This window comes from Halomonas sp. CSM-2 (genome assembly GCF_002119345.1).
GTDB lineage: Bacteria > Pseudomonadota > Gammaproteobacteria > Pseudomonadales > Halomonadaceae > Vreelandella > Vreelandella janggokensis.
In genome coordinates, this window is sequence record NZ_NBYR01000003.1 from 44,348 (window position 1) to 56,929 (window position 12,582).

Sequence of the window (12,582 nt, forward strand, 5' to 3'; positions counted from 1 at the left end):
TACCTGGCCGGATGACCGCATGGCAGAAGACGACAGCGACCAGGAAAAGACCGAAGAGGCCACGCCCCGACGACTGGAAAAGGCGCGTGAAGAAGGGCAGGTGCCCCGCTCGCGGGAGCTGACCACCTTTCTGGTGCTCTTGGGCGGGGTGATTGGCCTCTGGACCATGGGACAAATGCTCTACAATCAGCTTGGCATGGTGATGGAGCAGGCTTTTCTATTCGAGCGCCGCCACGCCATGGAAAGTATGCCGATGGTGACCCATGCCATCGATCTCGGCAGGCGCACTCTGTTTGCAATGATGCCGCTGTTTTTACTGCTGACATTGATCGCGCTGGTGTCGCCTGCGCTGCTGGGCGGTTTTTTGATTTCAGGAAAGTCGATGCAGCCGAAACTGTCCAAGCTGAATCCGCTATCCGGGATGAAGCGCATCTTCGCTACCCAAGCATTGATCGAGCTGGCCAAGGCGATTGCCAAGACACTGCTGGTCGGTAGCGTAGGTGCGGCATTTTTATACCTTAATATGGGCAAGTTCATGTCACTGATGAACCAGCCCATTCAGCAGGCGTTGGCCAGCGCCTTGACCATGGCGGCCCAGGCAGCGGGATTGATGATCCTGGCGTTGATCGTGGTGATTTTGATTGATGTGCCCTTCCAGCTGTGGAGTAATGCCAAGAAATTGCGCATGAGCCAGGAAGAAGTCAAGCGCGAGCACAAGGAATCAGAAGGCGACCCTCAGGTGAAGGCCCGGATTCGCCAGCAGCAGCAGGCCATGGCGCGCGGCCGTATGATGAGCAAGGTGCCGGAGGCGGACGTCATCATTACCAACCCGACCCACTACGCAGTGGCGCTGTCGTATCAAGAGGGGCAGATGGGGGCGCCACGCCTGGTGGCTAAAGGCACTGATGCGGTGGCCGAGCGCATCCGTGAAATTGCCAATGAGGCGGAAGTGCCACGGTTAGAAGCAGCACCGCTGGCGCGGGCGCTGTATCATCACGTCGATCTGGACGCCGAAATACCGGCGAATCTATACACGGCCGTGGCCGAGGTCATGGCCTGGGCATATCGCTTGAAAAATGTAGCGCAACAAGGAGGCGAAGTGCCGCCTACCCCCGATAATCTGCCGGTGCCCCCGGAAATGGAAACCCCCGGGCGTGGCGCCGGTGGCGATGAGGCCCAAACATGAAAGGCTTTACCCAACTAATGAGTCGGCGTGACTGGGTGAGCGACGTAAAAGTCCAGTTGCTCGCCGGGCCACTGCTGATCCTGATGATTCTGGGCATGATGATCGTGCCCATGCCGCCGTTTGCGCTGGATTTGCTGTTTACCTTCAATATCGCCATGGCCGTCATGGTGCTGATGGTCAGCATGTTCGCCCAAAAACCCCTCGACTTTGCCGCCTTCCCCGCCGTGCTGCTGTTTACGACGCTGCTGCGTTTGTCGTTGAACGTGGCGTCAACCCGCGTGGTGCTGATGGAAGGGCACCAGGGCGGTGCCGCTGCCGGCAAGGTGATCGAGGCTTTTGGGGCGTTTCTGGTCGGTGGTAATTTTGCCGTGGGTTTGGTGGTCTTTTTGATTCTGGTGATCATCAACTTCATGGTTATCACCAAAGGTGCAGGGCGTATCGCCGAAGTGGGTGCTCGCTTCACGCTGGACGCCATGCCTGGCAAGCAGATGGCAATCGATGCTGACCTCAATGCAGGGCTGATTGGCGAGGAAGACGCCAAGAACCGGCGTGCGGAAATTGCCCAGGAAGCCGACTTTTACGGGTCGATGGATGGTGCCAGCAAGTTCGTACGTGGCGACGCCGTCGCGGGCCTGGTGATCATGGTCGTTAACATCATTGGCGGCCTGATGATTGGCATGCTGCAGCACGATATGAGCTTCGGCGATGCCGGTCGCAGCTATATGTTGCTGGCCATCGGGGATGGCCTGGTGGCGCAAATTCCCGCCCTGGTTATTTCGACGGCCGCCGGTGTGACGGTATCGCGGGTCAATACCGACCAGGATGTTGGTCAGCAGATGATCAGCCAGTTGTTCATCAACCCCCAGGTGATGATCCTGGCAGCGATGGTCATGGGCCTGCTAGGTATTGTGCCGGGCATGCCCAACATGGTTTTCCTGCTGTTTACCCTGCTGCTTGCCGGGCTGGCCTGGTTCATCATGCGCCGCCAGGAGCAGGCGCTGGTCAAGGAGGAAATCTCCGCCGCACCACCGCCGACCCAGGAGGCGCCTGAGGCCAGCTGGGAAGATGTCCAACTGGTCGATACACTCGGCCTGGAAGTCGGTCATCGTCTGATTCCACTGGTCGATTCACGACAAAAAGGCGAGTTGTTGGCGCGGATTAAAAGCGTTCGTAAAAAGTTTGCCCAGGAGGTCGGCTTTCTGCCGCCGGTAGTGCATATACGCGACAACCTGGAGCTGTCGCCAAACGCTTATGTGCTGTCAATGAAAGGCGCCGAAATTGGCCGTGCCGAGGCGTATCCGGGCAAGTGGCTGGCGATTAACCCGGGTCAGGTGTCCGGGGAACTGCAAGGCACGCCAACCGAAGATCCTGCCTTTGGCTTGCCCGCGGTGTGGATTGAGTCCAGCCAGCGAGAGCATGCCCAGGTCTACGGCTACACGGTCGTCGACGCCAGCACAGTGATCGCGACGCATCTCAATCACCTATTGCACCGCCACTCGCCGGAAATGCTCGGCCGCCAGGAAGTTCAGAAACTGCTGGACAAGCTGGGCAGCGAGCAGAAGTCGCTGGTGGAAGAAGTCGTACCCAAGGCCATTTCGCTCACGGTGCTGCAGCGTATCCTGCAAAACCTGCTGGATGAAGACGTGTCGATTCGCGACATGCGCACCATCCTTGATACCCTGGCTGAGTACGCCAGCCAGCAGCAGGACGCCAACGAGCTGACGGCTCTGGTTCGTGTGGCCCTGGGCCGAGCGATTACCCAGCAGTGGTTTGCCGGTCAGGATACCTTGAACGTGATGGGGCTGGATGCTCAGCTAGAGCAGGTGCTGGTGCAGGCGATGAACGGCAACGGGGCGATGGAGCCGGGGCTTGCCGAAACGCTGATGACCCAGGCCCAGCAGGCACTGGAGCGTCACGAAAGCAGTGGCGAGCCGCCGGTACTGGTGGTTCAGCATTCCCTGCGTGCGGTGTTGTCGCGGTTCTTGCGCCGTCGCTTGCGCCATATGGCCGTCCTGTCCCAGGCTGAGATACCCGATGACCGCACGCTGCGGGTAACCACTGTGGTAGGGGGCCGCTGATGCCAGCGTCACTATTTGACTCACGCCCAGGGGTAATACATGAGTGTTAGACGTTTCGTGGGCGCCAACAGTCGCGATGTGATGCGCCAGGTGCGTGAAGCGCTGGGTGACGACGCGTTGATTGTCGCGAACCGGCGCACTGAGGGCGGCGTTGAAATTCTCGCCATGGCCGACGAAGCCGTTGATCATTTCGAGCCTTCGCCCCCTCCCGCCAACGAGCCACCGGCTGCGCCGAAGGATCCGCTGGAGTCGATGAGTGAGCGCTTACTGCGCGAAATGCAGGATATGCGCTCGCTGCTTGCTTCCCAACAAACCGACCGTAGCACAACACCCACTGCCTCGACCGCCAGCGGGACAGAGCGTTGGCGACAGCTGCTTTGCGGTGTTGGTTTCAGCCGCGAGCTTGCCGACGACATCCTGATGGACCTGCCGGGCTTCCTGTCGGCGCAAAGTGCGGACAGCGAGCAGGCACTGCCTTGGTTGCGTGAGCGCCTGATGGCACGACTGGCCGTGCTCCAGGATGAGCCCGAATTTTTCGATCAAACGGGCATTGTCGCCCTGGTTGGGCCCACCGGGGTTGGCAAGACGACCACGACCGCCAAGCTCGCGGCTCGCTTTGTCATGCGCCATGGGACCCGTCCCGTCGCCCTGGTGACCACCGACAGCTTCCGTATCGGCGCTCATGAGCAACTGCGCATCTACGCGCGCCTGCTGGATATCCCGATGTACGCGCTGGATGCGGAGCAACCCATCGACGACCTGCTGAATCGTCTGCAGGGCAAACAGTGGGTCATCATCGATACCGTGGGCATGAGCCAGCGCGACCAGCGGGTCATCGAGCAGATCGCTCACTTGCAGGGTGGTCGCTCCAACGTCAGGTTGGTACTGCTGCTGAATGCCGCCAGCCAACCGGAAACGTTGGAAGAAGTGGTGATGCGCTATCGCCAGGCTGCCCGTGCGGCAGGTGCTGAACTGGATGACTGCATCATCACCAAGCAGGACGAAGCGGGACGTTTGGCCCCTATCCTGGATATTGTCATGCGCCATGGCATGCGCGTGCTGTTTGGTTCCTATGGTCAGCAGGTCCCCGAAGATATGGCGGTGGCGGACCCGGCTACCCTGGTCGATCAGGCGCTGAATACCGACGCGGCCGGGTCAGGCAGTGGATCTCCATCCGCCGCACCGCTCAGCATGCCCCGCTGGTCACGGGATGTGCTGGGCCAGGGGCGTCGTCTGTCGTCGCTGTTTGCGCGTCTGCGCGAGCGCATGGTGGGCTTTGAGCGTCTCGAAGGCGTCTGGGATATCGCTAACCTGCCCAGCGTGTTGCAGGATCAGCGTCTGGACGAGCTTCTGGAAGGGTACCCACCGCCCCAACACATGCTGGGCATGGCCTGGTCGCCCCGCCGCAATGAACGCGGCTGCGATTGGGCGATGCCGGATATAGGACTGGATGCCGAGGGCGCCTGGATGGCGCTACCCTGGCTTCAGCACCGCCAGCCCGCTGGCTGGCAACCGCGCATGACCACCTTTAGCGAGCGCGATGGCGTCGCCGTGCACCTGCTGCCGTCATTACCCGATAGCGAGGCGTTGACCTGGTTAGAGCGCCAATACCTGACCTGGGTCAGCCTGGCACCCCCGGCACTCAGGGTAAACTTGCACGGTGAACGCTATGCGCTGCGCCAGCTGTTTGCCGAGAGTACGCTCAATCACCGCGTCAATGTGCGCTTCCGTGGCCAGCCGATGGCGCTGTGGACGGCCTATGCCGAAGTTACCGACAAAGAGGGGCGGGCGCTGCTGGCGTGGTATGGCGAAGTCCGTGACCCCGAAAGCGCCAAAGTGGTCACCCGCCGTTACTGGCTCACCCCCGCGCGATTGGGCAATGAGGTGCTGAGCCTGCTGGTGACCCAACTGCAGAGTGAAAGCCTTGCGGCGCTGACACGGCGTGCCTGGCAGCAGCTCAAAGACGCCGATAGTGGCGACGTAAGCCCTGAAGTGCGCCTGTTGATGGCCAGTGGCATTGCCGCCATTGCCGGGCACCTTGATTGCGCCGAGGACGAGGTCGCCGGTGCATTGCACGGTGATGTGCTGAACCTGCTAAGCAGCCGTCGCCGTCGGCGGGATACGGCATTGCTGGATGCGCTGGTATACGCCTTTATGGCCCGTGATGCGATCCGCCAACTGGGCGGTGTTAATCGTGAGGGCCTGGCATGAGCGCACAAGACCAAGCTTCTGGGCTGCGCAAGTGGGCGGATCTGCAGCGTCAGCAGCGGGGCGATGAAGCGCCTCCCGAGGCAACGGAATCATCCGGGCCGATGGCCTACCGCTCACCCGTGGTGCCCAGCGCGGCGGCCATGGAGCCGCCTGTCACACCGCCTAAGCCTAAAACGCCGTTAATGGTCACCGGGCTATCAGGTGATGGGCCGGTAGAGGTGCGCAAGGTCAGCGCGCGCCTGGGCCAGTGGGCCGCGCTAGGGCGAGCCTGGGCCGGGGATCCGGCCGACTGGGATATTCGGATCGTGATGCCGGATGAGCCAGAACTGGCGACGCTCAGTCAGCAACATCGTCGCTGGGCGTTGTGGGTCAGCAGCGATGCCGATGCATTTGGGCGCATGTACCAGCTATTGAAACAGCTGCGGCAGCATAACGGCCCGCAACGCTTGTTGGCACTGCACGAGCCTCACCTGCCCAGGCAAGGCCTATTGGCCAACCTGCAGCAAGCGGCCGGCCACTATCTTGACACTGAATTGCTATTGCTGGCCCGCTAATGGCAGCTAACGCCGGTAAAGCGTCTAATAATCGGGGTTAATCCGCTCATGAGAAGGAACGATGCATGCTAGGCTATTGGCGTCATGCGATTAGCATTTTGGTACTAGCCCTGGGACTCGGTTCGTTTGCTCAGGGAGCGTCCAGCAGCTGGGTGACACATGTGCCGGGGCTCATGGTGACCATGAGCGACCGCGCCAGTCGCAGTGAACCGGTTCGTCCTCCAGCGGGCGCTACCACGCCAGCGGCGGTCATCGAGCGAGTCCAGTGGCAGTACCAACACGCGCCCGGGGCAGCGCTACAGGCATGGTTATGCCACCCCGAGCGCTGTGTGTCATTATCGGGCATGCGTGGGGAGACCCGTGCTTTATCAGGCATAAGTGCGACAACGCCCCTGCATTTTCAATTTGCGCTAAACCCAGGGCAGCGTCCCGTTAGCGTTAAAGGGTTGCAGATGATAGTGAATTACCAGTGAGCACAGGTGGTTTAGCCGCGAGGCAATAGGATGTACACAGCACAAGGCAGGATCAAACAAAGTGAGCTGATGACGGAGTATATGCCACTGGTGAGACGTCAGGCCTTGACGCTTCAGGTCAGGTTGCCGGCCAGCATAGAGCTGGATGACTTAATCCAGGCAGGCATGATGGGGCTACTGGAAGCTCTGGGACGTTTCGATGCCACTCAGGGGGCCACCTTTGCGACGTTTGCCAGTCAGCGCATACGCGGGGCGATGGTGGACGAATTGCGTACCCGTGATTGGCTGCCTCGCAGCGTCCGTCGTTCGGCGCGGGCCGTTGATGAAACCGTCAGGCGTTTGGAGCAGTCGCTTGGGCGTCCCCCCGAAGAAACGGAAATCGCTGACGCCATGGAGATGCCGCTGGGCGACTATCAGCAGCTATTGCACGATACCAATAGCGGGCAGTTGCTGCCCTTTGAAGAGCTGGTGGCGGATGGCAGCGAACCGCATAATCGCGAAACCGTGAGTTCGCCGTTTGACCACTTGCTCGATGCCCAGCAGCGGGAAACCCTGGTGGCGGCCATTGAGGCCCTGCCCGAGCGTGAAAAGTTGCTCATGGCGCTGTATTACCAGGAAGAGCTCAACCTGAAAGAAGTGGGCGCTGTTCTCGGCGTCACGGAGTCACGCGTTTCCCAGTTGCATAGTCAGGCAGTCAGCCGTCTGCGCGCCAAGTTAAACGACTCGGTTTAGGGGCTTTTGACGTCACTGCCAGGGCAACGGCGATTGGCTGACGTTTTAGCGCTCGGTGCTGATAAGCCCCGTTATATTGCTTTAAGGAGCACGACATGAACCCATCGACGCTGATCGGTATTTTCGCCAGCATCCTGTTGCTGGTAAGCGTCCTGTTTTTCACCGCCGAATCGCCGGATAGCTTCCTCAACCTGCCCGGGCTCGCCATCGTGGTCACGGGCACACTTGCCGCTACCTTTATCAGCTATCCCCTCAAGGAAGTGCTGCGGGTGGTGCGTCTGGTCGGGCTGGTCTTCCGGCGCGAAAACACCTACGTGCGTGATGATATCAACGAGTTGGTGGCCATGTCCCGGCTGTGGTTCAAGGGCGATGTCCGCGCTGTTGAACGAGAGCTCGAAAACACCCGTAATCCGTTTTTGCGGACCGGCATTCAACTGGTGATCGCCAACACCAAAGAAGACGAAATCTTCGATATGTTGCGCTGGCGTATTGCGCGGCTGAAGGCGCGTGAGCATGCGGAAGCCCAGATATTCCGCACCATGGCCACTTATGCGCCCGCTTTCGGCATGATTGGCACCCTGGTGGGACTGGTCAATATGCTGGAAGTCATGGACGCCGGCAATCTTGATGTGATCGGCCCGCGCATGGCGGTGGCGCTGCTGACCACCTTCTACGGTATCCTGCTGGCCAATCTGGTGTTCAAGCCTATCGCGGTAAAGCTCGAGCGACGCACCGAGGAGCGCCTGATCACCATGAACATGGTGCTGGAAGGGATCTCCCTGATTACCAAGCGGCGGTTACCTTCCTTTATTGAAGAAACGCTCAATTCCTTTGTCGCCAATTACCATGACGAAATCCGCGAGCCGGAGGTCAAGAAGCCGCGCGCCTCGAATAGCGCCCCCGCTAAGGGGTAGTCGGCATGTTGGACCGGGATACCCGCCATACATTGGAAGCGCCACTGCCCAAGGACAGTGGCGACGATGGCTGGATGACCAGCTATCTGGATGTATTGACGCTGTTGCTGACCTTGTTTGTCTTGCTGCTCTCGCTGGCGCCACCCGGCGGTAACGATGCCGGATCGCAAGCCAGCGTCGTTGAAGCATCTCCCGGCGCGATTGCCGACCTGCCTCTGGCGTCACTGGCGGCCGGGATCGAGCCCCGTCATAGCGGCCTTAAGCCACGCTTTGAGGGTGTCAGTATCCCCGGGGTGGATGTCTCCCAGGGGCGGGAAGGGGTGACGCTGCGCATCAACGACAACCTGTTGTTCGATAGCGGCCGGGCGCAACTCACCGGGCAGGGCCGTGACCTTGTCGAAAGTCTTGTCGAGACGCTCAGCGCCTTTGATGGACAGGTGTCGATCGAAGGCCATACCGATAACGTGCCCATCGCGACCTCGCACTTTCCTTCCAACTGGGAGCTATCAGCAGCACGGGCGATCGCAGTGGTCCGCCACCTGGATAGCCAGGGGCTCGAGGTTGATCGCATGCGCGCCGTTGGCTATGCCGATACCCAGCCGATCGCAAGTAATGCCACGGCGCAGGGGCGGGCGGCCAACCGTCGTGTCGAACTGGTACTCAGGCAACCGCCAACCCAGGAGTAACCCCTACTAAGACGCATCCCGGCACAGGCGCTGCATCCTTGCCAGTGCCTCTCCCGCGCCCTCCAGGCTGAATATCATGTACCAGGGGTCTTCATCTCCCTGATCAAAACCCAGGAAGACCTGTTCACCAACACTCATGTCGGCGATCAATTGATCGATATCGTTGAGATAAAAGTGGGCATAAAAGCCGTTATCGCCACGCTCGGTGATAAATTCGGCGACGCTGTGAATGCGCTCTCGCTCATCGACGCGTAGCCGCGCAGGCACCTGATTAACCGCTTGGCTTTCGCCCTGAGCGGCCTCCAGCTCGACACGCATCTCCAGCCAGGGTAAGTCGCACACGCCCTGGGTGGCATTGATACTCAAGGTGGCATCGGAATAGCTGTGCGCTTCCACGGCACGAAAATGCCGCTCGTCACCGAGGGTCAATGACATCGACTGCCAATGCTCATGGGTTTGGTCGTCTTCGACGTTAAACGACACGGCATGAGCCGATGGCAGCGATAACACCAATGCCGCGCCAAGTGCAGAGTAAGCAAGTGCGGAATGAAAACGCGATATCAACGGCATGAGCAGGCCCATCATCTGGAAAACCCTTAGCCTATCGTCTGATGCTCGGGGACAAAAGGCTAACGCGCTGATTTTTCTATATATGGTAGAAAAAATATCAAAAAGCAGCCGATATAGTGGAAAGTCAGGGCTATACTTCATCCGGTTGCCTCGTATAATCGCTTTGACCAAGTGCTATTTTCACCGCCGCTAAGGAGTTTCGCGACATGAGTACTGCTACCCAGGCTATGAACACCTCTAACGATGTCCCGCTGCAGGCGCCGTCGCGGGAAATTTGGGATGCCAAGTATCGTCTGAAGGATCGCCATAGCCAACCGGTGGATCAGGACCTGGGCGCGACCTTCGAGCGTGTAGCGAAAGCCTTGGCGGATGTAGAAGGTGACAAGGCGCAAGAGTGGCTGCCCAAATTCCGTTGGGCGCTGGAAAATGGTGCGGTTCCTGCAGGTCGTATTCTCTCCAATGCCGGGGCTGACGCCTATAAGCCCGCGGTAAGTCTGATCAACTGCACCGTGTCGCGCACCATCCGCGATTCGATGCGCGATATTCTGGATTCCGTGGTGGACGCAGGGATGACGCTCAAGTCCGGCGCCGGTATCGGCTACGACTTCTCCACGCTGCGCCACAAGGGCGCCTTTGTGTTTGGTGCAGGTGCGGGCACCAACGGCCCCCTGGCGTTCATGGATATCTACGACAAGATGTGCTTTACCGTCGCCTCGGCGGGCGGCCGCCGAGGCGCCCAGATGGGCACCTTCGATGTTGGCCACCCCGATGTGCGTGAGTTTATCCAGGCCAAGCGCGAAGCGGGGCGGCTGCGTCAGTTTAACCTTAGCCTGTTGATTACCGACGAGTTCATGGAGGCCGTCAAGCATAACACGGACTGGCCGCTGGCCTTCCCGCTCCACCCCGGCGAGAAAGAAGACGTCAGCGCCGAGGACATCATCTACCGTGACTGGCCGGTAGTTGAAGACGGCTACACGGTCGACGATGAAGGCCGTGTGGCCTGCCGCATTGTCGAGGTGATCAAGGCGCGGGAACTGTGGGACACCATCATGTCCTCGACCTACGACTATGCCGAGCCTGGGTTCATCCTGATTGATCAGGTGAACCGCATGAACAATAACTGGTTCTGCGAAGATATCCGCGCCACCAACCCCTGCGGTGAGCAGCCGCTGCCGCCGGAAGGCGCTTGCCTACTGGGCTCGGTCAACCTGACCCAGTTCGTGATTGAACCGTTCAGTGACCAGCCGCGCTTTGATTGGGATCGCTACCGCAAGGTGGTGGCGATCTTCACCCGCATGCTGGATAACGTGGTCGAGATTGCCGGCTTGCCGCTGCCCCAGCAGCAGCGCGAAATCGAAGCCAAGCGTCGCCATGGCATGGGGTTTCTGGGCCTGGGCTCGACGTTGACCATGCTCAAGATCCCCTATGGCTCACAGGCGTCGCTGGCCTTCACGGAAGAAGTCAGTCGTCACCTGGCACTAGAAGGCTGGAAGCAGGCGCTAGAGCTTTCCCAAGAGAAAGGCATGGCGCCGGTACTTGCCGAAGAGCACGTGATCACGCCGAAGATGATGCGTGAGCGTCCTCAGCTTGCCAAAGACGGCTATGAAGTGGGCGATAAGGTGCCCGGTCGCATTCTCCATGCCCGCTACAGCCAGTACATGAACAAGGTGGCTGAGCTGGAACCCGAGCTGGTGGCGCAGCTTGCGGAACACGGTGCTCGCTTTACCCATCACAGCTCTATCGCGCCGACCGGCACGATTTCGCTATCGATGGGTAACAACGCCTCCAACGGCATCGAGCCGTCGTTCTCGCACCGTTATTTCCGCAATATCATCCAGTCTGGCAAGAAAACCAAAGAGCAGGTCGAAGTTGTGTCCTTCGAGCTGGCAGCCTATCGCCACTTTATTGCTGCTGATGCGGTGGACAGTGACCTCCCTGACTACTTCATTACGGCTGATGCCGTCACCCCCGAGCAGCATGTCGCGGTGCAGGCGGCGGCCCAGCAATGGATCGACTCGGCGATTTCCAAAACGGTTAACGTGCCCACCGAATTTCCGTTCGAACAGTTCCAGGACCTGTATCTACAGGCTTATGAAAGCCGCCTGAAAGGCTGCACGACCTTCCGCTTTAACCCGGAAGCCTTCCAGGGCGTGCTGGTGCGTGAGGATGACCTGAAAAACACTACCTATGTATTTGAGCTCGAGAACGGTGAAACCCTCGAACTGGCCGGCGATGAAAAAGTGATCTACGACGGTGAAGAGCACAATGCCGCCAACCTGTTTGATGGCTTGAAAGAAGGCACTTACGGCAAATGGTGATGCCTGGACGCGGCCCATCACGCACAGCCAATGCACACCTTTGCTAAGTGGAGAACGTTATGACTGTTGAAATTACCTCAAAGATCGTCGGTTACCGTATCAAACAGCAGGAGCCGACGGCGCCCAACCCAACTCTGCCCGAGGAAGACCCGCTGACGGTGCGCATTCCGTCGCGCCCGGAAGGCACGCTGGAGGCCGTCTCGGAAAAGATTTCCTACGTGGGCGCTGAAGGCCGCAAAAAAGTTTATCTACTGGTGTCCTTCATGCCGGTGGAAGGCGTGGTCGGCGGCAAACGCGTGGTCATCGAGCGGCCGGTGGAGTTTTTCTTCCCCTCCGGGCAGCTTTCCAGCGAACACCAATGGATTACGGCTACCATGCGTAGCCTGTCACTGGCGGCGCGGGGCGGCTATGTCACCCAGGCGGTCGCGGACCTACGCAAGGTTGCCTGGGATAAGGGGCTGGTGCGTTGTGGCATGAACCGCTGGAACAAACCCATGTTCCACGATTCCGAAGTGGCCGCCATTGCCTGGTCGATCCAGCAGATTCTGTATCGCCGGGGCTTTCTGGATCAGGACGGCAACCAGGTGCCGGTGGAAAGCCTGGTGGAGCGGTACGCGCATCGTATGCAGCACGGCCACGCCTGGCAGCCCCCCGTGGATGATACCCCCGACGAGGCCGGCAGCGGGGCGGTCGAGCCCATCGGTCAGGCGGCGTCGACCACTGACCAGGCCAGCGGACCGGCGGTCGTCGGCCACTGCCCGGAATGCCGCGGTGAGCTGATCATGATGGATGGCTGCCCGACCTGTTACGCGGGGTGTGGCTGGTCTAAGTGCGGCTAATAAGCGTCATCGCCGTATGAG

11 protein-coding genes are annotated in these 12,582 nt (G+C 59.8%); 10 read left to right on the plus strand and 1 reads right to left on the minus strand.

All coding sequences use genetic code 11. The features are described from left to right. Positions 1-19 precede the first annotated feature (19 nt). The 8 genes from flhB (at position 20) to B7L15_RS03050 (ending at position 8,834) form a co-directional block, all read left to right on the plus strand. A complete protein-coding gene (gene flhB / locus B7L15_RS03015; RefSeq protein ID WP_085917571.1) occupies positions 20-1,186 on the plus strand; it encodes a flagellar biosynthesis protein FlhB in 1,167 nt (388 codons plus the stop codon). Then, positions 1,183-3,264: a flagellar biosynthesis protein FlhA gene (gene flhA, locus B7L15_RS03020; protein ID WP_085917572.1), complete on the plus strand. Its 2,082-nt coding sequence runs from the start codon at positions 1,183-1,185 to the stop codon at positions 3,262-3,264. The genes flhB and flhA overlap by 4 nt, the downstream gene beginning before the upstream one ends. Positions 3,265-3,303: 39 nt before the next feature. Further along, positions 3,304-5,475 carry a flagellar biosynthesis protein FlhF gene (gene flhF, locus B7L15_RS03025; RefSeq protein WP_085917573.1) on the plus strand — a complete coding sequence of 724 codons (2,172 nt, stop codon included), beginning with the start codon at positions 3,304-3,306 and terminating at the stop codon, positions 5,473-5,475. Continuing rightward, the gene (locus B7L15_RS03030) at positions 5,472-6,029 is read left to right on the plus strand and encodes a hypothetical protein (RefSeq protein WP_085917574.1); all 558 of its coding nucleotides are present in this window, start codon (positions 5,472-5,474) and stop codon (positions 6,027-6,029) included. Before flhF ends, B7L15_RS03030 begins: the two co-directional genes overlap by 4 nt. Before the next feature lie 65 nt (positions 6,030-6,094). After that, positions 6,095-6,502 carry a flagellar protein FlhE gene (locus tag B7L15_RS03035; protein WP_085917575.1) on the plus strand — a complete coding sequence of 136 codons (408 nt, stop codon included), beginning with the start codon at positions 6,095-6,097 and terminating at the stop codon, positions 6,500-6,502. A gap of 30 nt (positions 6,503-6,532) precedes the next feature. Beyond that, positions 6,533-7,234: an RNA polymerase sigma factor FliA gene (locus B7L15_RS03040; RefSeq protein WP_085917576.1), complete on the plus strand. Its 702-nt coding sequence runs from the start codon at positions 6,533-6,535 to the stop codon at positions 7,232-7,234. Positions 7,235-7,329: 95 nt separating this feature from the next. Next, on the plus strand, positions 7,330-8,148 hold the full coding sequence (locus B7L15_RS03045) for a motility protein A (RefSeq protein WP_085917577.1): 819 nt from the start codon (positions 7,330-7,332) through the stop codon (positions 8,146-8,148). Between the two features lie 5 nt (positions 8,149-8,153). Continuing rightward, the gene (locus B7L15_RS03050; RefSeq protein WP_085917578.1) at positions 8,154-8,834 is read left to right on the plus strand and encodes an OmpA/MotB family protein; all 681 of its coding nucleotides are present in this window, start codon (positions 8,154-8,156) and stop codon (positions 8,832-8,834) included. 6 nt (positions 8,835-8,840) lie between these two features. Here the strand turns inward: B7L15_RS03050 and B7L15_RS03055 are convergent, their stop codons facing one another. Further along, positions 8,841-9,416 (minus strand): hypothetical protein, encoded by a 576-nt coding sequence (locus tag B7L15_RS03055; RefSeq protein ID WP_441316944.1) that lies wholly within the window; start codon positions 9,414-9,416, stop codon positions 8,841-8,843. Between the two features lie 194 nt (positions 9,417-9,610). Between B7L15_RS03055 and B7L15_RS03060 the strand changes: the two genes are divergently transcribed. Beyond that, on the plus strand, positions 9,611-11,722 hold the full coding sequence (locus B7L15_RS03060) for an adenosylcobalamin-dependent ribonucleoside-diphosphate reductase (protein WP_085917579.1): 2,112 nt from the start codon (positions 9,611-9,613) through the stop codon (positions 11,720-11,722). Between the two features lie 59 nt (positions 11,723-11,781). Beyond that, positions 11,782-12,561: a ribonucleoside-diphosphate reductase gene (locus B7L15_RS03065; RefSeq protein ID WP_085917580.1), complete on the plus strand. Its 780-nt coding sequence runs from the start codon at positions 11,782-11,784 to the stop codon at positions 12,559-12,561. Positions 12,562-12,582 lie beyond the last annotated feature (21 nt).